Annotated in this window: 26 protein-coding genes; 22 read left to right on the top strand and 4 right to left on the bottom strand. The window is 34.9% G+C overall.

Annotated features, from left to right (window positions below):
* Positions 1-75: 75 nt before the first annotated feature.
* The gene (locus tag MKY27_RS13990; protein WP_339195872.1) at positions 76-1,113 is read right to left on the bottom strand and encodes a S8 family serine peptidase; all 1,038 of its coding nucleotides are present in this window, start codon (positions 1,111-1,113) and stop codon (positions 76-78) included.
* Between the two features lie 56 nt (positions 1,114-1,169).
* Positions 1,170-2,156: a hypothetical protein gene (locus MKY27_RS13985; protein WP_339195870.1), complete on the bottom strand. Its 987-nt coding sequence runs from the start codon at positions 2,154-2,156 to the stop codon at positions 1,170-1,172.
* Positions 2,157-2,950: 794 nt separating this feature from the next.
* On the opposite strand from MKY27_RS13985, the gene MKY27_RS13980 reads away from it, so the two are divergent.
* The 7 genes from MKY27_RS13980 (at position 2,951) to MKY27_RS13950 (ending at position 12,136) form a co-directional block, all read left to right on the top strand.
* A complete protein-coding gene (locus tag MKY27_RS13980; protein ID WP_339195867.1) occupies positions 2,951-4,477 on the top strand; it encodes a spore germination protein in 1,527 nt (508 codons plus the stop codon).
* A gap of 35 nt (positions 4,478-4,512) precedes the next feature.
* Positions 4,513-5,604 (top strand): endospore germination permease, encoded by a 1,092-nt coding sequence (locus MKY27_RS13975; protein WP_339195865.1) that lies wholly within the window; start codon positions 4,513-4,515, stop codon positions 5,602-5,604.
* Positions 5,601-6,779, top strand: coding sequence for a Ger(x)C family spore germination protein (locus tag MKY27_RS13970; RefSeq protein ID WP_339195862.1), 1,179 nt, complete (start codon positions 5,601-5,603; stop codon positions 6,777-6,779). The genes MKY27_RS13975 and MKY27_RS13970 overlap by 4 nt, the downstream gene beginning before the upstream one ends.
* A 609-nt stretch (positions 6,780-7,388) precedes the next feature.
* On the top strand, positions 7,389-7,553 hold the full coding sequence (locus MKY27_RS13965; protein WP_339195860.1) for an aspartyl-phosphate phosphatase Spo0E family protein: 165 nt from the start codon (positions 7,389-7,391) through the stop codon (positions 7,551-7,553).
* A 539-nt stretch (positions 7,554-8,092) separates the two neighbouring features.
* Positions 8,093-9,238: a sensor histidine kinase gene (locus MKY27_RS13960; RefSeq protein ID WP_339195857.1), complete on the top strand. Its 1,146-nt coding sequence runs from the start codon at positions 8,093-8,095 to the stop codon at positions 9,236-9,238.
* A 12-nt stretch (positions 9,239-9,250) separates the two neighbouring features.
* Positions 9,251-9,868, top strand: a complete 618-nt coding sequence (locus MKY27_RS13955; protein WP_339195855.1) for a response regulator transcription factor — start codon at positions 9,251-9,253, stop codon at positions 9,866-9,868.
* 84 nt (positions 9,869-9,952) lie between these two features.
* Positions 9,953-12,136 carry an MMPL family transporter gene (locus tag MKY27_RS13950; protein ID WP_339195852.1) on the top strand — a complete coding sequence of 728 codons (2,184 nt, stop codon included), beginning with the start codon at positions 9,953-9,955 and terminating at the stop codon, positions 12,134-12,136.
* Positions 12,137-12,180: 44 nt separating this feature from the next.
* On the opposite strand, the gene MKY27_RS13945 is transcribed toward MKY27_RS13950, so the two are convergent.
* A complete protein-coding gene (locus MKY27_RS13945) occupies positions 12,181-12,801 on the bottom strand; it encodes a TetR/AcrR family transcriptional regulator (RefSeq protein ID WP_339195850.1) in 621 nt (206 codons plus the stop codon).
* Between the two features lie 156 nt (positions 12,802-12,957).
* On the opposite strand from MKY27_RS13945, the gene MKY27_RS13940 reads away from it, so the two are divergent.
* From MKY27_RS13940 to MKY27_RS13890, 11 genes are all read left to right on the top strand, one after another.
* On the top strand, positions 12,958-14,148 hold the full coding sequence (locus MKY27_RS13940; RefSeq protein WP_339195849.1) for an ABC transporter permease: 1,191 nt from the start codon (positions 12,958-12,960) through the stop codon (positions 14,146-14,148).
* 9 nt (positions 14,149-14,157) lie between these two features.
* A complete protein-coding gene (locus tag MKY27_RS13935; protein WP_339195846.1) occupies positions 14,158-15,303 on the top strand; it encodes a metallophosphoesterase in 1,146 nt (381 codons plus the stop codon).
* Positions 15,304-15,348: 45 nt separating this feature from the next.
* Entirely contained in the window at positions 15,349-15,999 is a 651-nt protein-coding gene (locus MKY27_RS13930) for an NAD(P)-binding oxidoreductase (RefSeq protein WP_339199738.1), read from the top strand.
* A gap of 332 nt (positions 16,000-16,331) precedes the next feature.
* Positions 16,332-16,655, top strand: coding sequence for a PadR family transcriptional regulator (locus MKY27_RS13925; protein WP_339195843.1), 324 nt, complete (start codon positions 16,332-16,334; stop codon positions 16,653-16,655).
* Positions 16,656-16,723: 68 nt separating this feature from the next.
* A complete protein-coding gene (locus tag MKY27_RS13920) occupies positions 16,724-17,209 on the top strand; it encodes a DUF1700 domain-containing protein (protein WP_339195841.1) in 486 nt (161 codons plus the stop codon).
* Entirely contained in the window at positions 17,202-18,005 is an 804-nt protein-coding gene (locus tag MKY27_RS13915; RefSeq protein WP_339195839.1) for a DUF4097 family beta strand repeat-containing protein, read from the top strand. Before MKY27_RS13920 ends, MKY27_RS13915 begins: the two co-directional genes overlap by 8 nt.
* A 334-nt stretch (positions 18,006-18,339) precedes the next feature.
* Complete coding sequence (locus MKY27_RS13910; RefSeq protein ID WP_339195836.1) at positions 18,340-18,897, top strand: hypothetical protein; 558 nt, start codon at positions 18,340-18,342, stop codon at positions 18,895-18,897.
* A 282-nt stretch (positions 18,898-19,179) separates the two neighbouring features.
* Positions 19,180-19,563, top strand: coding sequence for a hypothetical protein (locus MKY27_RS13905; RefSeq protein ID WP_339195834.1), 384 nt, complete (start codon positions 19,180-19,182; stop codon positions 19,561-19,563).
* Positions 19,564-20,115: 552 nt separating this feature from the next.
* Entirely contained in the window at positions 20,116-20,376 is a 261-nt protein-coding gene (locus MKY27_RS13900; RefSeq protein WP_339195831.1) for a hypothetical protein, read from the top strand.
* A gap of 432 nt (positions 20,377-20,808) precedes the next feature.
* Entirely contained in the window at positions 20,809-21,036 is a 228-nt protein-coding gene (locus MKY27_RS13895) for a hypothetical protein (RefSeq protein ID WP_339195830.1), read from the top strand.
* Between the two features lie 333 nt (positions 21,037-21,369).
* Positions 21,370-21,549, top strand: a complete 180-nt coding sequence (locus tag MKY27_RS13890) for an aspartyl-phosphate phosphatase Spo0E family protein (RefSeq protein ID WP_339195828.1) — start codon at positions 21,370-21,372, stop codon at positions 21,547-21,549.
* Positions 21,550-22,084: 535 nt separating this feature from the next.
* Here MKY27_RS13890 and MKY27_RS13885 read toward each other — a convergent pair.
* The gene (locus MKY27_RS13885; protein WP_339195826.1) at positions 22,085-22,291 is read right to left on the bottom strand and encodes a hypothetical protein; all 207 of its coding nucleotides are present in this window, start codon (positions 22,289-22,291) and stop codon (positions 22,085-22,087) included.
* A gap of 351 nt (positions 22,292-22,642) precedes the next feature.
* On the opposite strand from MKY27_RS13885, the gene MKY27_RS13880 reads away from it, so the two are divergent.
* The 4 genes from MKY27_RS13880 to MKY27_RS13865 all read left to right on the top strand — a co-directional run bounded on the left by MKY27_RS13880 (position 22,643) and on the right by MKY27_RS13865 (position 25,624).
* Positions 22,643-22,957 carry a hypothetical protein gene (locus tag MKY27_RS13880; RefSeq protein ID WP_339195823.1) on the top strand — a complete coding sequence of 105 codons (315 nt, stop codon included), beginning with the start codon at positions 22,643-22,645 and terminating at the stop codon, positions 22,955-22,957.
* A gap of 156 nt (positions 22,958-23,113) precedes the next feature.
* Positions 23,114-24,391, top strand: a complete 1,278-nt coding sequence (locus MKY27_RS13875; protein WP_339194687.1) for an IS110 family transposase — start codon at positions 23,114-23,116, stop codon at positions 24,389-24,391.
* A gap of 361 nt (positions 24,392-24,752) precedes the next feature.
* Positions 24,753-24,983, top strand: coding sequence for a hypothetical protein (locus MKY27_RS13870; RefSeq protein ID WP_339195820.1), 231 nt, complete (start codon positions 24,753-24,755; stop codon positions 24,981-24,983).
* Positions 24,984-25,066: 83 nt separating this feature from the next.
* The gene (locus tag MKY27_RS13865; RefSeq protein ID WP_339173191.1) at positions 25,067-25,624 is read left to right on the top strand and encodes a hypothetical protein; all 558 of its coding nucleotides are present in this window, start codon (positions 25,067-25,069) and stop codon (positions 25,622-25,624) included.
* Positions 25,625-25,880 lie beyond the last annotated feature (256 nt).

The following is a 25,880-nucleotide window of genomic DNA, read 5'->3' as shown; positions in this document are numbered from 1 at the left end:
CCTTTAATCTATATATTAAATTTCTTTCTCGTTGCCCTTATAATAGTAAGTATAAATAAAAAGCTGTAATGTCGACTATTTGGATTTTAGGGCTTTTTCTGCATCTATAATATATCCCTTGTCAGAACCTTTTCTACTTTTAATTAATATTTCAGCTATTTCAATGCTATTTAAGTTTGGATTATTACTTTTTATAAGTGCAGCAATTCCACTGACATAGGCAGTGGCAAAGGAAGTACCTGAATAAGAAAAATTTTCATTCTCAGGCATAAGTCCTGTAAGTTCAACACCTGGAGCAGCAACTATATTATCTAATCCATACCCAGAATAAACATATTTATCTCCCTTGTTATCTATTGCTTTAACACAAATAACGTTTTTAAGATCAAACGCACAAGGATAGATTTTATCATCAATTAAATTAAAATCCTCCTTACCTGCTGACGTTATAAACAACACGTCCTTATATTCTTTCATCTTTTTATATAAGGTATCATTAAATTCTAACATATCCCAACTGCAATTTATTATTCTTACTCCCATTGAGTAAGCATAGTCAATAGCTCTTATTGCATCATTAATATTCCCCGACGAGCCCTGTAAAAATTTCATAGGTAGAACTTTTACATTTGGAGCAATACCCCAAATTTTATTATCATCTGAATGATTACTTACTATAAGGGAAGTAATAAATGTACCATGATGGTCCCAAAGTAAATCATCATATAACGTATTATCATTATTATAGAAATCCCATCCGTTTATATCATCTATGTAACCATTTTTATCATCATCTATACCATTATTTGGGATTTCTTGATCATTTATGTATATAGATGATTCTAAATTCTTGTTGGAAACCTCAATACCCGTATCAATTACACCAATTACTACGTCAGAATTCCCTTTAGTTATTTCCCAAGCCTCAACAGCATTTATATCAACATCTTTTTTTCCATTTACCTCCTTGATGAGTTGTCCATTATTATTAAGTGCCCATTGTGTTTCAGGTACTAAAATTGCTTCTTTTGGTGCATTATTGAAAATAAAAATATAGGATAAAAACAATAAAGTTAAAATAAGTATAATAGAAAATTTGGGTATGCTTTTCATTTTAGACTCCCTTTATAAAAATATCTCCAGATTTAATTAAACCTGGAGATATAAATTTAATTTGTTATGTTTGCAGCTCTTTGTGGACTACTATCATAACCTACACCAATATCAACTGAGGGCGGAATGCTAAGTGATACTCCACCGATAGCTGTTATAGCATGGGCATACTGAGACACAATTTTTTTAGACTCATTACTTTTACTATTTTTATAAATTTCAAAATTCATTGTCCCAAACTTATTTTGAGCAGTTCCTACAGATTTAGATTGTGGAGTAGAAAATACTATACCTGTGTTTGGAGTCTGAGATACTTCTAAATTATAAGACCCATGCTTATCATAGTATTTACTTAATTCATAGCTTGCCTTATAGTAATCAGCATTAGTAGTTATTTTTTGAGTATTAAAATCCCCACTCCAGACCACTCCTATTTTGTCATTGAAAATATCGGTAAAGTATGGACTAGACCAATTGTAATACATATATACCGAGTACAAAGGGTATGAAGCAGTTTTATTAGTTACTACCATATCAAAAGCGAGTTTTGAACTTGAGATTTGACCTGATGAAGTAACCTCATTGTTTTTAGGTACTTTTTGATTTTTATAATTAGGGTTCTTTGTCAATGCTTTTTGAAGTAATTTATATTCGAAATTACTAATTTCCTTTTTTTTGTTTAATTCATCAAAAGTAAAGTCTTCTAATTTTTTTAACGACTTCCTAATACTTTTAATGTCTTCATTAGTTATCCCTGTCTTTAATAGTTCTTGGTCATCCGTATTAGTAAAATATTCAATTTGAGCTAAATTATCAACATTCATAAAAGAATGTGTAATTTGAACATTATCTGGATTCTCAATTAATGCTTTATAAATTTCATCTTTTTCAGAAATAGGCATTAACTCTACAATAGACTTATCTAATCCTTTTTCAACAAGAGTATTATTAACATTTTCAATAGATACATTTGCAGCGCCAACAGGTAAAGAAACTGAAAGTACTAATGCAGCTACAAGTGAAGATATATAACCTTTTTTCATGTGAAAATCCCCCATCCATTTGAGTAAATACATAATTTTGAACATCACTAATAGCTTAGGTACCATATAGAAACGATATTCTCAACTCCTGGTGGAAGCATCAGAGGTTAGGTCAATCCCCTCAATGCTCATATTTACCTTATAATGTCTATAAACTATCTCCTTCATTTTATGTACCTACGACTTCCAGGTAAGAACAACGACACTCTATATTTCTCCTATGCAAACCATTAGTTTGAAAGTTACTAGAACTTACAACCAAATATTAACAAATATTCTAGTATGAAGTATATTTTATGCCTAAAAGAATATTATTCATGAGTGTACTAATAGATGGTATAAAACATAAATGTGTTTTTGGTTTTCACTATGGTTAAACAAACAAGCTACTAAGGAAAGGACAAAATGTAATCTCTTAGTTGTGGTCTTTTAATAAAGATTGAGTTATATTTAAGTTTGATCATTTATAATAAAGTTTGATAAGAAACCTGTATGGGAATGCAGGTTTTTACTTATTCAATAATCGGGCCATATTGTGGAGCAACTTTTTTTCTAATTGAGGGTTTCCTAAGAGCGTTGTTCCCCAACAACGCCCGATGATTGAAAATCATTAACCAATCCTTATTTAATCATTACATATAAATAGTTAACTCCTCATTTTTTTTAATTAATAAAATCACTACAACACAACACAGTATTTTTATTTGATCTTTGATTCTCCTTCCTTATTGCCGGTATGTATATTTTTGTTTTATCTAGGTTAGATTTAAAGTAATGTTTCGACGGAAATTGAGGTGATTTATATTAGATCGCGTTCTTTAAAGAAAGAGGAAAAGGATTCCGTATCCCAGGACATCCCATTATCAAAGAAGCTTGAAGATAACTTAAATTTTTTCTCCGCTCTATACAAGGATAGTCCGGATGTAGTTTTTTGTTCTTTTATTGCCGGTAAGAACGAGGTAGCCGTTATTTATATAGAAGGATTAAGCGATACCCAAAAGCTTGAAGATCAGGTACTTGAAACATTACTGAATGAAAAAGAGTTCGATGAAACAAACATGCTCCTTTCTATTAAACACCGATTGCCGATTGCAAATATAGATAAAGTTTCCACGTATGTAGCCTGTGTCGAGGCAATTGCAGGCGGAAACCCCCTTCTGCTTTTGAACGGGTCAGAGGAAGCTTTAGCCTTGGGGCTAGTAAAATTTGAAAAACGTTCGATTGAGGAACCCCAAGCCGAAACTGCCATTCGAGGGTCAAGAGAAGGTTTCACTGAATCACTTGGAACCAATACTTCTTTAGTACGACGCATCATTAAAGACCCGGCACTGAAAATGAGAAGCGTCACTGTCGGAAAATATACGAAAACAAAGGTCGCGATTGCTTATATTGAGGGGTTAGCAGATAAAACCTTACTTGAGGAAATAGAAAATCGGCTTAACCGCATTGATATTGATGGGGTGCTGGAAAGCGGGTATATCGAACAATTTATTGAAGAAAGTACCTATTCTCCTTTTCCGCAAGTATTGTATACGGAACGGCCAGATGTAGTTTGCGCTAACTTACTGGAAGGCCGAGCCGTTTTAATGATTGAAGGGACACCTTTTGCATTGATTGTACCTGTGAGTTTCTTTAGTCTTTTTCAATCTCAGGAAGACTATTATGAACGATTTTGGATTGGGTCATTTATCAGAACTCTCCGGTTTCTTTTTTTAATAATCGCCTTATTTCTCCCTTCTGTTTATGTCGCTATTACGACGTTTCATCAGGAAATGGTTCCAACGGACTTACTGCTAAGTATTGCATCTTCCAGAGAAAGTGTCCCTTTTCCTGCCCTTGTAGAAGTAATTATCATGGAGATCGCCTTTGAAGCATTACGTGAAGCTGGAATACGTCTTCCTAAACAGGTTGGTTCTGCTGTTAGTATTGTTGGTGCACTTGTGATTGGACAGGCAGCGGTTCAAGCAGGGATTGTTTCTGCCCCTATGATTATTGTGGTCAGTATCACCGGAATCGCCTCTTTTATGGTCCCTCGTTATTCGGTTGGGCTTGCCATTCGCCTCTTAAGGTTCCCTATCATACTTTTAGCAGGCGTATTAGGATTAGTTGGAGTGATGCTTGCATTTATTATGCTCATTATACATTTATCCACATTAAGATCATTTGGCATTCCGTATTTAAGCCCGGTCAACACACTGCAAAAACATCCGCTGAGAGATACAATTCTACGTTCTCCTTTATGGAAAATGAACAAGCGTCCGCACTTAACGGGTGATTTTAATGAAACGAGACAAGGAACGAATTTAAAACCAGGTCCTTAATGATAAACACTACAATAAGATGGAGGTGAAGTATTTTGTTGGAAAAAGGAAGAATCTCAAGCCTTCAGATGGAAATTTTAATCGTTCCGACTATAATCGCGACCGGTATATTATCAATTCCATCCGCAGCCGCCAAATTTGCCCAGCATGATATGTGGATGACTCCAATCGCAGGTTCTTTCTTAGGTTTTCTAACGGTGTTTATAGCTTGGAAGCTTCATCAACTATTTCCGAAGATGACCCCTGTTCAATATAGTGAAGAGATTTTGGGAAAGCTGTTAGGAAAGATATTCGGCTTTGTTCTAATCTCCTTTTATATTCATAATACGGGAATCATAGTCAGACAGTATTCCGACTTCATTACTAATAATGTACTGCTAGAAACACCTACCATCTTAATTTCCGTCACAATTGTTTTAGTCAGTGCAATGGCCGTGCGTGGTGGAATTGAAGTGATTGCAAGGGCTGCTGTTATTTGCACGACACTTTATCTAAGCACAGCGGTATCCCTACTTTTTCTGATTAAGGATATTGACGTCTCTAATATGCTTCCGATTTTAGAAAATGGATTACTCCCTGTCCTGAAGGGCGGCTTTATACATCAAGCATGGTTTAGTGAGTTTTTTATTTTAGCCTTTATTTTCCCTTTCATTAAGAACTCAAAAGAGAGTTTGAAATCCGGGATGAGGGCTTCCTTCTACGTTATGCTAATGCTGTTATACGTTAACTTTTTTGTTCTCACTTTTTTAGGGGTGTCATCTGCCAATCAATTTTATCCAGTATACTCAATTGTCCGTGCCATTAACGTATTAGGATTTTTCGAGAACTTTGAAGTAATTATCATGGCTTCCTGGATTCTGGGAAGCTTTGTTAAAATAGCCATATTTTTATATGTATCCAGCTTAGGGCTTGCGCAGTTATTTCGACTTTCAGATTATCGGCTGATTGTGTTTCCTCTAAGCGTATTTATAATTTTCTTCAGTTATTGGGACATTCCAAATTTAGTAGTTTTGGTAGACTATATGTCCACTATTATGCCTTTTTATTTTGTGCTTGTTCAGACTATTCTGCCGCTGATTTTACTGCTGATTGCTTATGCACGAAGAAAAAGAAGTGAAAGCGGTTGAAGAAAAACTATCTTATTTTAATGCTTTTATTTATCCTTCCCCTTCTCTCCGGTTGTTGGAGTAGAGTGGAATTGCAGGACCTAGGAATTATTACTGCTACTGCAATAGATTACTTAGATGATGGAGAAACTAGAGTGTCAGTTCAAATATTTATCCCTCGTACAATCACAACGGGTCAAGGTGGCGAGGATCCTAGTGCAGGCTCCACATTTGTTCGAGAAGGGACAGGAGATAATCTTGCCACTGCCATTGCCAATCTACAAGAACATGTCCCGAGAAGACTCTTCTGGGGGCAATGTAAAATCTATATTTTGGGTGAGGAACTTGCCAAGAAAGGGATTCGCAATGAAATAGACTTTCTGGTTCGTCATCCTAGTCCTCGTGGAAATTCTTTGCTATTTGTAAGTGAAGGCGAAGCAATGGAGATGCTGACGTTAGTTCCTCCTTTAGAAAGATACTCGGGAGAGGCGCTTAGAAAATTGGTAGAGGAAGAATCCGGTATCAAAACAACGTTAAGAGATGTCGATATGGCTTTAATGGGAACTAGTGAAAGTGTTTCAATGCCCTATATTAAAAAGCTTGAATTAACAGAACAAGCAAAAAAACCTAATGAAACAATACCAATTATTCATGGGACAGCCATTTTTAAGGAAGATCAAATGGCAGGAACGTTGAATAAAGAGGAGGCCCGCAGCTTACTGTGGTTAAAAGACGAAGTAAAGAGAAGTACAATTTCAATTAAGCTTGAAGGGGAAGACGGGGAAATTGCAATGACACCAACATCAGGTAAGGTTAAATTCAGTCCCGAAATTGCAGATGGCAACTGGATAATGAATCTCCATATTGGAATTAGCGGAGACATTGTTCAAAATGAAACTCATTTAAATCTTATGAACAAAGATGTCATCAAAACCATCGAAAAAGAGTATGAAACAGGTTTAAGGGAACGAATATCCAAGACGATTGAACAGCTCCAAAAAGAGTTCCATGCAGATGCGGCAAATTTCGGGAGACGGTTTCATCAAAAATATCCAAACGAATGGAATAAAGTTAAAGACAATTGGGATGAAAAATACTCTGAAATCGAGATAAAAATTCAGGTTAAGGCAAAAATAAAAGGACCGGGTTATATTGGTCCGCCTGCTGCACTTCCAAGAAATGAGGTGGAAGAATAATGCAATTAGATTGGATGACGATATTTATCATACAAGTTTGTATTTGGTCCATTGTCTTATATGATTGGAAGCGGCTAAAGAAAGCACCTAAAACGGATAAAATTACAGTTTCAGTAATCTTAATGTTGTCAATTATTCTTTCCTTTATTAATCTTGAAAATATGTCCGGACCCATTACTGTTCTTCGTTATTTATTTGACCCTTTAGCTAAAATAATGCGGTAAAGGGTCGGCTTTCCATTGTATGATGTCGATGTTCTAAGCCGGCATTTATTTGAGGATAAAAGAAGTGTATAATACAAGTTCGTTTAAGAAGGAAAAAACAACAAATCATATGGGAATTCGCATTGATTTTATGAATTATTTTAAAAATAGCAACTGAATTCACTCAGTTGCTACTTTTTATTAAACTCGTCCTAATTAATAACCTGACAGATTATTGTTTAATTAAGAAAACTATATTTTATAGTAATATTATCTACATTTAACTATTAATATTACGAATAATTTAAATTTTCAATTTTCTATTCAATTCTGTGCTTTAATGTTTTAGAATATTAAATTAAAAAAATAAATTAGTAAATCAAAAACTAAATAAGGAAAAAAACGGATGAAAATTTTAATATTAAAATCAATATTAAAAATAAGAATTGAATTAAAAAGAAAACAAATGTATAAAAAAGCGAAGGATTTAGGGTTCACACACCCCGAAGTAGTAAATCACAGTCAAGAATTGGATAAATTGCTTAATAAGTATTCTGGTACTGTTGATTGATTAAATGTTAATTTTTGGGTTTAATAGAGGACTACTCGGGACAGATTCCAGCCTACGTTACAACCTCATCCCAGAAGGCATTGCATTACACTATCCAATGGGAAAAGCCTTTCAAATCTGGTTTTTCGAGTACGGGAATTCATGTGGCTTTGAAATAAAGTTCGATAATTTATAATAGAGACTGATCATTTTTAATAAAGATGATAATTTGTAAAAAAGTTTATTTAAATTCCTGTGTAGATAGGCAAGTTATTTTCTTATTCCACAATCGGGCCATATTATTGAATAACCTTCTTTTATGAAAGATACCAAACGACCCCAGGGGTACATTAACAATCTGCGCTTTCCTTGAATAAGGAAAGTGTTTTTTGTTAATGGAACAAATATTGGAGGAACACATTTTTTCTTCTGCTAATTAAATGCCCGAAAGTCAGTTGCTTCGGGGGTTGTGGATAAGATACGTTATATATATTAGGATGAAATTGTTATCAGGGTAAAAATTAAATATAGAAGAAAATGCAGAATGAAAGAGTGATTCAATGAAAGTACAAGAGCATTTTGAGCTCCTCAATTATAATACGTCCATTTTGAGAACCCCTTTTACGATCGCCCATATTTTGGTGACGCTGATTATTGCAATATTAATTTCAGTAAATGGTGCAACAGTAATTGAAACACTTCTCTTTATAGTAGGCTGTATCTTATTAAGCGTGTTGCACTGGTATGGGAATAAAATCTATATACGGTTAGGGACATTTTATTTACTCATCCAATCGCTCATAGTATTGCTGTCATCCTTATTCGTTCATGATTTTGCGATTATTGTATTAATTGTGTTTGGCGGTACATTAATTACGCAGTCTTTTTATTTGTATAATAAGGCGAAAAAATTCGTGGCATTTTTAGTTTTCTACATTGTATATGGTTTTTTTATGCTATCGATTATGTATGAGCAATATAAATTGGATTACGCCATATTTATCTTTTTAATTTCACTCCTATTCATCCTTTTAGGGTTTGCGACCTTTAATCAAAAAGAAGTGGAAAATAGAGAATTACTCCTTGCGAATAAAAGGATCGAAGCATTAACCAAACAAAATGAGCGGCAACGAATGGCACGTGACTTACATGATTCACTGATTCAGCGACTAATTGGTGTCAATTTAAAGATGGAAGTCATGGATGAGTATTTAGAAGACGGAGATGTGAAAGAAGCTGGGGAGCTCTTGAAACTAGCCAAAACGCAAGTGGAACAATCGATTGTCGAGGCGAGAGAAGTCGTCGATGATTTACGTTTATCGGAAGAAATAATGCTCAATCATCGTCTTGTAAAAGAAGTTGCGAATTTAAAAACATTATTTTCGATTCCAATTGAGATGAAGTTAGAGGATAACATTGTGGTAGATGAAGAAATCGCAAATCATATCATTGCGATTTTAAAAGAAGCCGTAACAAATACGTTTAAGCATGCGAGGGCAAAGGTTATTCAAGTCAAAGCAACGATTGAACATAATTTTCTAATCTTTGAAATTGAAGATGATGGTGTAGGTTATACACGCGCGAGTGGGACGAGTCATTACGGCATTATTGGGATGAGAGAACGAACAGAACTACTAAACGGTCAATTTAACATTTTTCGTAAGATAGACAAAGGGACAAAAATAATCGTGAAAATTCCATTATAAGTAGGTGAAAGAATGAAAATATTCATTATTGATGACCATGATATTGTACGAGAAGGTCTGCGACTTGTACTTGAACTAAAGCAACAGAACGAGGTCATCGGAGAAGCAGAAAATGGACAGGAAGCACTTAAAATGCTCGAAACACTAGAGCCTGAGCTCATTTTACTTGATTTAAATATGCCCGTACTAGACGGCATTGGTGTGCTGCGTGCATTAAAAAAGTCAGGACGACATATTCCTGTTATTGTTTTGACAACCTATAAAGAAAAGTATATGCTTCTTGAAGCCGTAGAGCTCGGTGTAAAGAGCTACCTACTGAAAGATGCAAAACGTAGCGTCATTTATGAAACGATCAATAAAGTGGCAAATGATGAAACGTGGTTTCCACCTGATATTGAAGAAGCGATTACGGTAGCGAAAGACAGTCAGGCAAATAAATTATTTTTAACACAAAAGGAGCTTATTATTTTAAATTACCTCTCAAAAGGTTTAAAAAACAGTGAAATTGCGGATAAGCTTTTTATTTCCGAACGTACGCTAAAAAATTATTTAACCGTAATCTACGAAAAACTTGATGTGAAATCACGTACCCAGGCTCTTTCAGTCGCCATTGAGAAAAATTTAATCTAATGAAAACATGCCCAAACGTCACTACGTTCGGGCATTTTTCTATCGTACGATAACAATGTATTCAACATGAGAGGAGTAAATATTGTGGCAAAGTTATTGTACAAATTAGGGTTATTTTCAACACGCCATCCGAAGTCAATTATTGCAGGTTTACTAGCGATTTTAATTGCAGTTGGTGTCATGGCAGGTGTGTTAGGCCCACAATTAAAAGATGATATGACAATCCCTGGCACGCCAGCTCAGGATACGATTGATATGTTAAAAGAGGAATTCCCTGAAGTTGGGGACGCCGGTGCTCAAATGCAAATCATAGTGAAAGCACCTGAAGGCAAAACGTTAGTCGATGAGGATGTAAAAACTTCATTAGCTTCATTAGCAGAGGAAGTTGCAGCAATTGATGGTGTTGAAACAGTTGTCACACCAGATATGCTACAAAATTATAATGAAGAGCAAACAATCGGCTTCTTAATGGCCATTTATGATGTAACTTCTTCAGAATTTAAATTGTCACAAGCAGATGAACTGCGTGAAACGTTTGCAATCACAGAAGATGCAGGTATTCAGACCGAATTGTATTCTTCAGAAACTGAGATATATAATCAAGGACCTAGCGATATGTCTTCAGAGGTAATTGGTGTCATTGTGGCGGTTGTAATTTTATTCTTTACGTTCGGCTCACTTCTTTTAGCGGGTATGCCTGTAATTACAGCGATCATTGGCTTAATTATCGGTTTATGCGGTGTCATGATTATTTCAAATTACGCTACAGTTGCATTTGTAGCAATCACGTTAGCTGCAATGCTTGGAATTGCAGTAGGCATTGATTACGGATTATTTATTATTTCTCGTTTCCGTCAAGAGTTTGCAAAAGGGTATTCGATTCAACAGTCGATTGCCATTGCAAATGGTACAGCTGGTACAGCAGTTGTGTTTGCTGGGATTACGGTAATTATTGCGTTATTAGCATTAGCTGTTCCACAAATTCCATTCTTAACAATGATGGGGATTTCAGCAGCGTTAACAGTATTCATTGCGATATTAATTGCAGTGATTGTTACACCTGCCGTATTAATGTTATTTGGTGAAAAAATCACACCTGCAGTTGATCGTAAAAAGACGATAGCTGAAAGAGTAACAGATCGAGTGAAATTCTCAGGTAAGTTATTACAAGGCTGGGCGAAGGTTTTAAACAAAATCCCTGTTTTAATTGCTACAATTACGATTGCGTTTTTAGCTATTACAGCGATTCCGATTTTCCATATGGAACTAGGATTACCGGATGATGGCGTGTATGAAGAAGGCACACCTCAGCGTGATGCGTATGATTTATTAAAAGAGGGTTATGGTGAAGGAGTTCACGCGTCACTTGTGGTTGTAGTAGAGGCAACAGAAAAAGATGGGGAAGTATTATCGAAACTTGACCAACTACAAGCTGATATTTTAGCAATGGATCAAGTCGATGTCATTACAAATGTGATTCCAAAAGAATCAGGTGAAATGGCTGTACTGACATTAAATCCAATGAATGGTCCAAGTGATGAAAAAACAATAGAGCTTGTACATGAGCTACGTGATACAAAATTTGACGGCGTGAAATTAAATGTGACAGGTAATACAGCGATGTATATCGACATTTCTGAACGTTTATCAGAGGCTTTACCAGTATTCGCATCGATCATTGTTGTATTAGCGTTCATTATTTTCATGGTTGCATTCCGTTCAATCTTAGTACCACTTAAAGCAGTACTTGGCTTCGTCTTATCATTAGGTGCCACATTAGGGTTTGTCACATGGGTTGTTCAAGACGGAAACTTCTATGAACTATTTGGTTTCGTGACAACGAGTCCAGTTTTAAGTTTCTTACCAATTATCGCAACAGGTATTTTATTCGGTTTAGCGATGGACTATGAAGTATTCTTAGTAAGCCGTATGCGTGAAGAATTTGCCCATTCAGGTAACGCACGTAAAGCGGTTATGGCGGGAGTACGTGATAGTGGCGGTGTTGTCGTAGCTGCTGCCCTTATTATGGTCGCTGTATTTGGTGGCTTTATGTTCTCAACAGATCCAATGACTAAAATTATCGGCTTAACATTAACGTTCGGTGTTATTTTCGATGCGTTTGTTGTCCGTATGATGATGGTACCAGCTGTTATGATGTTACTTGGTAAATCAGCTTGGTATATGCCGAAATGGTTAGACCGTATCTTGCCGAACGTCGATATGGAAGGCGAAGCCGTCTTAAAAATGGTAGAAAAAGAAAAGAAATAACAGAAAAAAGCTAGCAGTCCATTTATCTGGATTGCTGGCTTTTTCTATGGATGCTTTAACCCTGCCGCATAAACAATGCCGTTCACCGTCATTGTTGAAAGGATGTTCGCCATTTCTTCAGGTGTTTCTTTCGTTCCATCCATTAACCATTGTTGAATTACACCAATATGTGCAGAAGCGATGTATGAAGCCAAATATTGCCCTGGTACAAGCAGTTTGTCCTTTTTAATGAAGGGATGGGCATCATTTGAGAAGATTGATTTCCAAATGAAGTCCTTTAACCGTAATTGGAAAGCAATATTACCATGTGGACCAAGCATTGCTTTCATAAATGTCCGATTTTGCCCAATGTATGTAAGTGTGGCAACAGCAATGGGGCTTGTCTTCATTTTATTATTACCTTCTTCTATCAGTTTGATCAGCGCGGGGATATTTTCCGTAGTAATGTTATTCAGTTCTTGCATCATTTCTTCCTCTAATGCGTTCATGAGCGCAAATTTATCATCATAATGTGCGTAAAAGGTTGCCCTGTTAATCGTTGCTCTTGTTGTAATATCTTTCACTGTAATGGCTTCAAAGCCTTTTTCCTCTAATAGTTCAAAAAATGCATTCCGTATCGCTTGTCGTGTTCGAACAACGCGTAAATCTGGGTGTAGTGGATTCATTCATTATTACCTCCTTTAACTTTTCACAACACAATTGAACTTAGTGTTGTATACGCAACACATCGCTTTATTTTGCTTGTTGTTCATCGTTTATACGCTCATTATAATCAAATCAAAGTAGTAAAACAACATGTCGTTGTTTAAGGAGGAAGAAGAATGTTAAAGAATAAATTAGTGTTAGCGTTACCGTTCATTACACTCGCGATTATTTTCATCTTTTCGTTAACGCTCTATCCGAACGTTCAGCCAAAGGTAAGGGATTTACCAATTGCAATTGTCAATGAGGACGAGGGAGTAACGTTACCGAACGGAACGACAATGAATATGGGGCAAACAATCGTTGACATGATTGAAAACGGGTCGAGTGATTTAGAAGCATCTGAAATGATTAAATGGGTATTTGTAGAGAGTGATGAAGCTGTACAAAAAGGGTTAGATGCGCAGAAGTATTACGGCGCACTTGTAATCCCAAATAATTTTAGTGAAAAGCAAGTATCTCTTCAAACACCAGCACCGACGAATCCTGCGGTGCAAATTTATATTAACCAAGGGATGCACATGCAAGTATCAACAATTGCAGGGCAAGTCTTAAATGGTGTTGTTGATAATATGAACAATGCTGTACGTACACAGTTGATCGAAAGTGCTGAAAAAAATGGTGAGCTTGTATCAGCACAGCTTGCTGGAAACCTTGTAACACCTATTCAAAAAAACGTAATTAACGTCAATGAAGTATCTAAAAATACAGCAAACGGCAATGCACCATTTTTAATGCTACAGCCAATGTGGTTAGCAAGTTTAGTAGGGGCTGCGATTTTATTCTTTACAGCAAGTAAATTAAAGCATGTGTCTCGTAAAGAAAGCTTTGCAACAAAAGGCTTACAATTACTGATGGCGTTCATTGCCGCAATATTTATAGGATTTGGCTTTACGTGGATTGCAGGCGATATTGTAGGATTAAACATTCCATCGTTTATGGATACGGCATTATTTTTAAGCATTACTTCAATTAGCTTTATTCTATTGATTTTAGCGTTATTCTCATGGATTGGTTTTAGAGCGATGCCAATTTTCGTCTTACTATTATTCTTTGGCGCACCGTTATTTGGGTTAGCACCAGAAATGATGTCAGTATTTTATCGTGACTGGCTATATCCTTTGTTACCAATGCGCTTCATGGTAGAAGGATTACGTGAACTATTCTTCTTTAATGCCGAATTATCTTGGGACTTAGTTGCTACACAAGTATGGATGATCGGTGTAAGTTGTGTTGTTATTATATTAAGTGTATGGAAGAAATCAAAAGATAAACAAGAAGAAATTGTAGCTGAGCAAGTAGAAGCATAGGAGGAGTGTATGAGTAAATTGACCATGTTTTTTGGAATATCACTTGTACTCCTCCTATATGGCGGTGCCAATCTATATATTGGCCACCGACTTTATAGGGGGCTTGTACTTATTTTTCCGACAATCAATACTTGGATATTTGCATGTATGTATGGTGTTATTGCGCTTACCTTTATCCTCGTATTTTTACCTGTACCCGGAGCTATTGATGAGTTTGCAACTTGGTTTGGTTCTTACTGGATGGGAATTTTCATCTATTTATTGTTAGCATTCGTTGTGGCAGATTTTGTTTTATTTATCGGGACTATATTTCAGTTGATTTCTTCACCAATTCCTTCAAATGTTCTCGTATGGACTTGGCTTTTTGCTATTTTATGTACAATTGGCTTTGTAGGATACGGTACATGTAATGCGATGCAGATTAAAGAAGTACAATATAAGATTGAAACGAAGGATTCAGTTGTTTCTCCGCATTTGAAAATTGTTTTAATCAGCGATTTACATTTAGGAGCAGTGCATTCAGAAAGTCGACTTGAGGAAATAGTTGAGAGGATTAATGCAATGAAACCAGATATAATTGCGATTCCAGGAGATATTTTTAATGATGATTATAATACAATTAAAAATCCTGAACGAGTAAGGGAGTTATTCAAACAGCTGGAAGCAACGTATGGTGTATTTGCAACGCTTGGTAACCATGATGGTGGTAAAACATTTACTAGAATGGTAGAGCTAATTGAAAGTAGTAACATTACGTTATTAAAAGATGAGTATTTGATTATTGATGAGCGCTTTGCATTAGTTGGACGCTTAGATCCTTCACCAATTGGTGGGTACGGAGACTTAATAAGAAAAGATATCCAAGAAATATTGGATGAAATTGATCCGGAACTGCCACTAATTGTAATGGATCATACGCCGAGTAATTTAGATCAATACAATAACCATGTGGATTTAATTTTATCGGGACATACGCATAAAGGTCAGATTTTCCCGGGGAACCTTATAACAAAACATGTATTTGAAGTCGATTATGGACATTATCAAAAAAATCCTAATAGTCCACATGTAATCGTTACTTCTGGTGTTGGTACGTGGGGAATGCCCATGCGAGTAGGAACGAATAACGAAATTGTAGAAATTATTTTGGATTAAAATGTCATCATTTAAATTAGAAATGGATAAGGGAGTGAAATAGTGATGAAACTATTAATTATTGGTGCAACTGGTCGCACAGGTCAAGCATTAGTGAAACAAAGTTTAGAAAAAGGTTATGAGGTAATCGCTTTCGTCAGACGTCCTGAATCTATGCAAACACAAAAGAATTTAACAGTTTTCACTGGTAATTTAGATAATATTGAATTGTTGACTAAAGCAATAAAAGAAGTTGATGCTGTATTTATGGCGCTTGGTAATTCCATTTCAAATCGCAATGATAGATTATTTGAATGGGTGGTACCAAATGTAATTACAGCAATGAGGGTTGCAAATGTAAAACGAATCGTAAGTTTGTCTGCTTTAGGTGTTGGAAATACATTTAATAATACACGCTATCCTTATCGACTTGGTACACGCACCTTCTTAAAAGGAAATTTTGCAGATCATTTGGCAGGCGAAATCAAATTTAGAGATTCCGGATTAGATTGGACAACAGTTCATCCTGGTCCATTGTTTAATGGAGTGAAAATGGAAAATCCTCTTGTTCGTGATGCAGCAACTGGTTATAAAATGCCTAGAGCGCCTCGAACAAATAGAGCGGATGTCGCACATGTGATGCTTAAAGCATTAGTAGATCCATCTACTTATGGAAAAGAACTTATCATGGCGTCAACCCCGGATAAGATTGAATAGTTGATGTATTTATTCTATACAAATTCATTAATATAAAATGGATCGTCTTGTTACGGTCCATTCCAATTGTAAAAGTTACTTTTTATACGAATTAATTTCACCACAGATGCTTTAATTGAAAAATGAAATTCAACAATCCGGCGCGATTCTTCAATAAGAAGATCGCGTTTTCCAATTAGCGAGAGCTTGAATGAAAAATAATATTAGCAAATGTAATTAGGTACCTTGCAATGAATAGTACATAGTGTTATGCTATAGCTAACAAGGCTAATCGAAATTAGGAACTATATAATATAAGGTAGCTGATTTTATTAGAGACGAGGTGAAAAACATTGAACGTTCAGTTTAAAAAGGGTGTTTTAGAACTATGTGTGCTTGTATTGCTGGATAAGAAGGATCGTTATGGTTATGAACTCGTTCAAGAGATTTCAAACCAAATTGAAATCTCCGAAGGATCTGTTTATCCATTATTAAGAAGGTTAACGAAAGAAGAGTATTTTACAAACTATTTACAGGAATCTCTTGAAGGTCCACCGAGAAAGTATTATAAGCTCACAGATAAAGGTCGTACATACCTATATCAACTAGTTGAGGAATGGAATGAATTCTCTAAAGGAGTCAATCAATTAATTAAGGAGGGAATTTCTCATGAATAAAAGTAAATTTTTATTAGTCTTAGGTGTAAATTTACAAAGTCTTCCAAAAAAATGAGAAAGAGGAAATATTGCAAGATTATGAAGAATATTTTTCAATGGATGTAATGGAAGGAAAGACAGAAGGTCAGATTGTAAAATCACTGGGGTCACCAAAACAACTATCTAAAGAATTACTAGCAGATTATTTTATTACAAAAGGAGAAGAAACCTCATCCACTAGAAATGTATTCCAAGCAATTTGGGCAGTAATTGGTCTTAGTTTTGTCAATCTATTGCTTGTGCTCGGTCCATTTCTTGGGCTTGTTGCACTTTTATTAGCAGGGTGGGTAACTGGTTTAGCCGGGATTGTCAGTCCGTTATTAGTATTTTCTAGCGCTATTGTGAATACCGGTACTTTTGAATGGTTTGATGTTTTCTTTTCAATGATATTATGTGGAGTTGGTTTATTCATCTCGGTTGGTATTTATTATGGAACAGTTAACATAAAAAGGGGATTCCTTCGTTACTTAAAATTTAATTTGTCAATAGTGAAAGGTGGTAATCAATATGATTAAAAAGTTATCTTTAATTGCTGTCCTTGTAATTATTATAGGCGTAATAGGAATTGTTGTAACTTATAGTTTAATGAATAATAAAATTACCATAGATGAAAAAAGGTTAATCAAAAATGAGCATATTACTTCCATAGAAATTGATGTAGATAATACAGATGTGGAATTCATCAGCATACCTAGTTCCGATGAAGCTAGAGTCGAATTAGTTGGTAAAGGTGTAGATAGCATATTGAATGAATTTTCAGTGAAAGACGAAGGAGAAACACTTGCTATATCCTTGCTGCCCGATAATAGTAAGTGGTTTAACTTTAACCTTTATGTTCCAACTATAAAATTGAAAATTTATATTCCAGAAAAAACGTATAGCAATGTGAATGTAAATGGATCTTCGTCTGATGTATTTTGGCAAAGTCTTAAAGCTGAATCAATTGGAATTTCAACTGACAGTGGCGATATAAATGTTAAGAAGATCAATTCTGAGGATGTAAATTTAAGAACAGTATCTGGTGATGTTACCATAGAAAATTTACAAGGAAGAATTAAAACTATAACAGATAGTGGTGATGTTTTAATAACAAATAACGAAATTCTAGATTCAATAAATGCTAAAACGGGTAGTGGCGACATTAATATTAGATCAAAGAAGGAGCCGACAGACGTTGAATTTGAAGTGAATACATCATCAGGTGATGTGAATTTATTTAATAAGTATCAAAACAACGCTAAGACAGGAAAAGGAGCTATACTAATCCAATTAGAAACTAATAGTGGCGATATTTCTGCTACCAAAAATTAAACAATGAAAATGAGCACGGAGAAAAGTGGTGGTAATTTTATAATTATTTTTCTTCCTCAATATAAAACAAAATCTTCTTTTCCGATATAACATATTTTGCTGAACGTTATTCAACAATCGGGCGCGATTCTTCAATAAGAAGATCGCGTTTTTCCGTTATAGGGCCATATTGTGGAATAAAATTTTTATTAAAGGAGGATTAACTTTTTGGTAAAAAAGATAAGTTTAGAAAATTTTGTTAATTAATTCAGAAAATTGAAACTTTGTGTTACCTTATCCGTATAACTAGTTAGGGACAATACCTATTCTTATTTAATTCAAAGGGGGAATTAAAATGCGAACTCAATACTCGCCTCGTCTAATCTTTTTAGTGCTCGCCATAGTAGCTCTTATCAGCATACCTGTTTTAGGAGCAATATTTCCTGTGTTCTATGTTCAAACATTTGTATTTGATAGATTGGCAATCATACTCTATCCGGAAGAAATCAATTTTAGACTAGTAATGGCTGCATGTTTTATTTTATTTATCGGATTAATGATTCCGGTAATTAAACAGAACAAACTCACTTTTAGCCTATCAAGTGTTATTATTGCAGGGGGACTCTTTGTTTTCTATTTATCGATTTTAAGTTATACATATATAGGAAAAGAAGAAGTGGTCTCAAATAAATTATTCGACGAAAAAAAATTTCAATGGTCTGAAATGCAAGAAGTAGTTCTCGAATATTATGTCGATGATATAGGTACGCATGAAGAATATATTTTTACTTCAGTTGGAGGAGATTCTATTCGAATTCCTTTAAACGATCAGTTCTTGCAAGAAGATAAAAGTGAAATTTATAGGGTAGCTAAACAATATAACGTGGAATTTATTGAACAGGAAAAAAAATAAAGTCCTTATACGAACTGCCCTTCAATTGCTAGATTATGTCTAATAATTGAAGGGCAGTTTTTATTAGTAAAGTTTTCTATGAACTATCTCACATGGAGTAAAGTTCTTATTAACATGACGTTCAACTAGGATTTACTTATTCAATAATCTGGGCGCGATTCTTCAATAAGAAGATCGCGTCTTTCCGTTTTAGGGCCATATTGCGGAATAAGTTTTTATGCAAAGTGAAATTATTTGGTATATCATTTAAAACAATAAAAATTATGTAGAAAGAGGTATATAATGAGCCTTTATCGTTATTTTGCTTCAAAAAAACCCTTACCGACTGTTATAGCTTTAGAAGAAAACCATTTTGGAGAACAGTTCGAAGTTCTTCCTTGCAGACAAAATCCTCCTATCGCGGCAGGAGGGCAAATTCAAAAGCCTAATATCTACAAAGTTAGAGGTAATAAAAATGAAACGTTTTTAAACCAACTTGTTGACTATATTAAGGACAATGTTGAAGAACAAAACCGAGTAGAATTTTGGTCAATATGGCACAGTGAAAAAGTGCCTTCTAGGAATATACATCGAATTAACCCACAACAAATAACGATTGAAGATTTAAGATTCTTAAATGAAAATGAAAATTGCTGTATTAAATTTTTCCCTAAAAATAACAAATAGCTTTATTGAAATGAGAAATAGGGATAAAATTTCCCAAAAACCGATTAAGCAGAAGTTTTATTTTCACTTATCTCGAACGACGGGGGAAAAACTTTAAGGCAAATGAAAAAGCACACCGAATGTTGCTTTGTAATAAAGTTCAATTAAAAATGCCTCACAAACCTTCTTTCAAAAAAGAAATATCTATTAGAAAGAAGGTTTGTTCATTTTCTAATTGTTTTGCTCAACAATCGCGCCCAGATTGTGGAATAAGGGGTGACACCTTATTATTGTTACCAAACGACGGTTTTGATTATATTACTTTCATCAATTGGTTTTAAAAATAAAAATGGATTATAATTCAAATAAATCTTGAGTTAGTTGGAGTCAGAAAATGAAAAATAAAAAAACAAAGAAGGAGAGGCATGACGGCCTTTTTAAAGAGTTGCTAGGGGATCTTACGAGTTCAATCTTATTTGAAGTGGCTTGGAACATTTTAATGTTTATTCCTAAAATGATTATTCGTTTAATAAAGAACATTTGATGAGTTAGATAGCGGAGGTGGTATTTAATTTGGAAAACAAAGAAATAATACTTAGTATTTTAAAAGAAATCAAGAATGGTACAACACCTGTTTATACATCATACAATTTAAGTTTAGATATGTGGGCAGAATTTATTGAATACTTAGATGATTTAAAGTACATTACAAATATTACTATCTACTGGTTTGGCAATGATGAATATTATGACGAAAGAGTACACTCTGTTGATCTAAGCAAAGCCAAATTAACACCTTTAGGAGAGAATTTTTTAGCCGAACAATTGAATTAAGCATACATAAAAAACTTAACGTTTCCGAAAGACACGATTGTTGTTGTATCAACATTCGTGCCTTTTCTTTTGAACATGAAGGTATTCTTTTATAACACTCTCCCTAAAAAAATCTTATTCAACAATATGGCCCGTTTGTTGAATAAGTGAAAACCTAAATTCATTCCCTACATTTTTTATCCACCTGTATTAAAAGACCACAGAGAGACATTGAAAAGAAATTTCAGCCAGCACCCATATCCCTTTAATTCCATCTTAAGTAACAATTAAAAAGCTTTCGATCTACAGCTTTTGATGCAATTTTTCCATAACTGTAATTTATGGCAAGTTATCCTAGTTTATTGCGATAAAGTTATTGTATTATATTTAAGTGTTGTAGGATGGCTAAAGCCCATTTATGAGAGCTGAAAGACTACAGAGTGGAGGGGAACCATGAAATTCTTCAAAAAGATGTCTAAATTTGAGCAAAGTAATTGGGGAAGTGGGGCCATGCTTGGCTTTTATACTTATATGTTGCTGCTTTTTATCAATTATATTTGTGGTTTAATATCGGAAAGTGAGCCCCTGACTTCAGGAATAATTTTTTGGTCTGGAATTTTAGTAGCCTTTGGATACGAGTTAGTACTAAATTTAAAGTCTAAGAAGGACATAAAAAATTAAACGGATAGGAGTCATTGCTTTAATAATCCATCGAAAAATCCTCTTATATTCAGATTCTTTTTCAGAAACCTACCATCGCGCTTTCCATAAAGTTTCAGGATATACATAAAAAATGGATAAATAGAATTCCAATAAAAATGCGTAAATCATTAATTTGAGAATATTTACGTATTTTTATTGTGCTTCTAAACTACAAATTAAAATTTTTTCCATATTTTTGGTTTAGATAGGTTTAATAGTTCGTTTTATTGTGTATTTACATAATATAAGCACTTTGTAAATTATTGTATTTGGTTGATATAAAAAATTAATAATAATGAGGAGAGATTCCCAATGAATAATATATTTGAAAAAGTAAATATCCGTAAAAATGTAGAGGTCCTTAGAAATGCTATGATTAAGTCTGGTATGGAAAATGGTTTAAACCATCCTACGACTGTTAGTTTAAGTCAAAAATTAGATAAGTTACTGAATGAATACACTGTAATTTTCAGCAATGAAGTTAGTGCCTAGCAGTTGTTACCTTACTTAATAGCAGGTGTTCATAATTAAATTAAAAGACATGAATGCTGTGTAAACACCAACTTTCGTGTCTTTTTTAAATGTTAGGGTTCATTTATTTATGGTAATATTAACTAAAAAACAGGTGAGGTAAATGGGATTCTTATTAAAACTTTTTAGAATTTTCTTCATTTTTGTAGTTCCGATGATAATCGTAGGGGCTGTTTTTAAGAATATCTATACATATATAGATATTGGTGCTGAAAAGTATAGTTGGATCAGTTTGATTGCAATTTTTATATTTATGTATGTATTGTATCGAAACAAATATCAATTTAATGGATGGGATGAGCGGAAACGGAAAGAAAAGTTATCAATAGGTATCTCATTAACCCTTATAACTCTTTCAGCAATTTTACTTTCGTTACCGTTCATTTTTAGCTATTTAAATATTTGAGGTTATAAAAAATATTTACAGAGAAAATAAAAACCGGTAAATGCTGTAGTAACAGTGTTTACCGGTTTTTTTGTAGCTGAATAAGGGAATTTAGAATTTTTCTTCCCGAGTAATCTTCTTCTCCTTTAATTGCACAATCATTTTACTAACTAATGTAGACAAGACTATAAACATAGTGATGGTAAAAATCCCCATAATTAAACCACTTACCCCAATATTGTAAAGTACACCTAAAAACATAAGAGACAAACCGCCTAAAATAGCTACGAGTATGCCTAACTTCTGACTACTATCCATATTCTCAACCTCATTCTTTTATATCCTTAAAATTTATGCTACACAAATATTATCATAAGACTTCTTTATTTACTAAAAAAAGGTAAAATAGTGTGTATTAGGATTTCCGCCATATTGGTGAAAATTGTTTTTTATATAAAATTTTCTTTATTTTTATTTAGCCACGTAATAGAAATTATTAAATCCTTCATATTGTACATCCTTTTAAACGAACTCACTGATTTGAAAAAAAGGGGGAGATTCCTTGCATCCAATAGAAATCATTCAAATATTGATAGCTAGTAGCATTGTAGTTCTTGCTTTTTTCATTTCTTTTTTTTCAAGGGGAAGCGAAGGAAAAATATTCAGTGGTTGGCTCTTTTTCTTATCGTGTCATTTAGCGTCATTTATTTCGTGCGTCCATTTTGGATCGATATGCAGATTGAAAAGAAAATGAGTTATATCCAGTTGCACTTGGAGAATAAATATCCTGATGAAACGTGGGAATTTCAAATTGTGCCTCATCGTGAAGCAGGCTATGAATCATCGAATCCGTATCTTATAGGGGTCGTATTTGAGAATGAACCACAGGTGGTATATAGCTATTTAGCTCGCAATAAATACGATATTACGATACAAGGATTTTCTACATCAGATCCCAATAGTGAATTTTTGCATCTGGAATAAAAATTATACGGATTTAAGTTGTTGGGATGAAAGTATAGATGAGGAGCATTCCTGTTAGAAGGATTTTCAGGGACTTGAAAACAAAAAAGCCCTCCTGTATGATGCTTGAGTATCAACGACTAAATTGACTCATTCATCTACGAGAGGACTATCTTAATGAATTCTAATACGAACCATAAAATTAATCAAGTTTCTGAAAATACACTCGTAATCGGCATTGACATTGCGAAGCACAAACATTTTGCCTGTGCTATTGATGATCGAGGCCGAGTGCTCCAAAAATCATTTCCTATTGCGCAGTCACGCATTGGATTTGAAAGCTTTTATGAGCGACTGCTTACGTTAAAAGATACCCATGAAAAACAGGAAATTCTAGTTGGTTTTGAGCCAACAGGACACTACTGGATGAACTTGGCGGCCTTTCTGACAAGCTACGGAATTCCATTCGTAATGGTCAACCCGATGCACGTCAATCGTTCCAAGGAGTTGGATGACAACCTTCAAACGAAGAATGACCAAAAAGACGCACTTGTCATCGCTCGCCTTATGCGCGACGGTCGCTTCAGCTATCCTCGATTTCTCGAAGGAATCGAAGCCGAGTTACGAAATGGTGCGACATTACGAACGAAAATCCAAGAAGATTTAAATGCCCTACAAAATCGCTTGATTCGTTGGTTAGATCGCTTCTTCCCGGAGTTTACACAAGTATTTAAAAGCTTCGGGAAAATGGCGTATGCGGTGCTCGAAATGACACCACTACCATCGGATATCAAAGGGAAAGCACCCGAAGAGCTACTATTCTTATACCGCCAGGTAGAAGGGATGAAAAGTCCCCAGCTACCAAAGGCAAAGCAATTAGTCGAGGTTTCGCAGAATTCAATCGGACTGACAGAAGGTTTAGTGATGGCCAAACTTGAAATCGCCACACTCCTTTCTCAAATGAAATTAATGCAAGCTCAGCTCGACGAATTAACGGCTCAATTAATCGAGCTTGCGAAACAAATGACGGATTATGAGTATTTGGCATCGGTACCGGGAATCGGGGACGTCACAATTGTCGATTTACTGTCAGAGGTTGGTTCTCTCACACAATATGCGCATCCACGCCAATTAATCAAACTAGCGGGACTCACATTGCGTGAAAACTCTTCTGGTCAGCAAAAGGGACAAAAACGGATTTCCAAACGAGGAAGACGCAAACTTCGCGCCCTCCTATTCCGAGTGATGATGCCGGTCATCTTGCATAATCCAGCCTTTAAGCAACTTCATGAATATTACACAACACGTACTAAAAACCCACTCCGCAAGAAGCAATCCATCGTTCTGCTTTGTGGGAAGTTACTAAAAGTTTTACATGCCTTGTGCAAAAAGAAAACCATGTTTAACGAACATCAAATGATAACCGATTTCGCCAGTCTTCAAACGGCTGCCTAAGCGTCACCACCGGAAGTCAAGACAAGAGGATGACACGGAGAAGCCGGCATTATTTATCCCATTCGACCGTTGAGTCATAGTCAAATGAGTCCCCTGAGGAGCATCGCCAGCCTCTGCCTTATGAATAGACCGAACGAAGGAATGTACGCGCACCAGACGCCTAGAGATATGGGAGGGTCCGTCATCATAAGCAACGCAGAGATCCAAAAGTGCATCGATATATCGCACAGGATCAGGAGAATTATTACCAGTTAATGGTTTCTCCTTTAGCGAAGCTTACAGTCAATATGTAAGAAAAATCAAGAATTACAAAATAACGATAGATGTACGAGTCGAAAAAAATATTTTTTGACGCTGAAAAATGGCGCAAGCCATTGATACATCAACATTTATAGAGGGAGGGAAAGTTATTAAAATAGTACATTCAGTTATAGGATTCTTCATTCTCATTGTCGGTATGTTTTTCTTTAGTATTACGGTAGAAGGCGAAATGGTTCAAACGATAGGATATAAACTTATGGGAATCGTATTTGTCACAATTGGGGCCTACTATGTATCTAAAGTAGCCAAGACTGGTTATAAGAAAAAGTAGTTGAGTAAGGGAACGAAGCATACTTGGCGTGACCTCATGAAAATGAGGAAACCTTAAGAATCACCCGCATAAGGAGGCAAATTGTGTATTTCAGACGATATGAGGAAGCAGAGAAGAACCTTGAACGAGCTAAGAAATTATTAAAGCGATTTGAAGTGTTGAGCCTTATCAATAAAGAGTTTACCTTGAATGAAATAGAAGGAATTTTTGAACGTAAGTACTTAGCGAAAGAAATAGAAAACGATCCTACATATATGGGGTTAATGAATGACCCAATGGTTAACGTAAATAACATTGTAAAAATGTATTCAATATCAGAACCGAATATATTAGAGGGGCTATATACTGAAGAAGAGCGTCAAACACAAAACGTATTGGCAAACGAAGAATTTATAGCAGAAACGGAAAGTGAATTATTATCCGTGAAAATTATGGAAGGGAAGTTAATTCGAATTGCACTAGAAAGCACAGATGGGCACAATTTGTCGGGATTTACCCAACAAGGTGAGTGCAAAAAAATTGCGGCAGAGTTGTTTGTAGTAGGAGCAAAAGTTACTGAAGAGGATATAGATATTAATGATGCCTGGTTTCAAGAATATCTAGAAGCATTAGTGTTATCAGGGTATCTATCTGATTTATAAATAAACTGTTTGAAATCCCATCATTATTTCTACAAGTGAACGATTTTCTTAAATAAGGGCATTCCATATTAAATGAATAATATGGAATGCCCTTTTTACATATACTGTCTTAATTTCCTGTTGACTAAGGATACATCTTTATCATTTTACTAATGTTGTTAAAATATTCCTATTTTTCTGTAAGCAAAATGATAATTAATAGTGCTCATGTATCTTTATTATGGTAAAGTTGAACAAATATAAATGAGGTGCTTAC

It is taken from the genome of Solibacillus sp. FSL R5-0449 (assembly GCF_037975215.1).
In the GTDB taxonomy this organism is placed as follows: Bacteria; Bacillota; Bacilli; order Bacillales_A; family Planococcaceae; genus Solibacillus.
The sequence above is the reverse complement of the archived record's forward strand: the minus strand, read 5'-3'. Positions and strand labels throughout refer to the sequence as shown.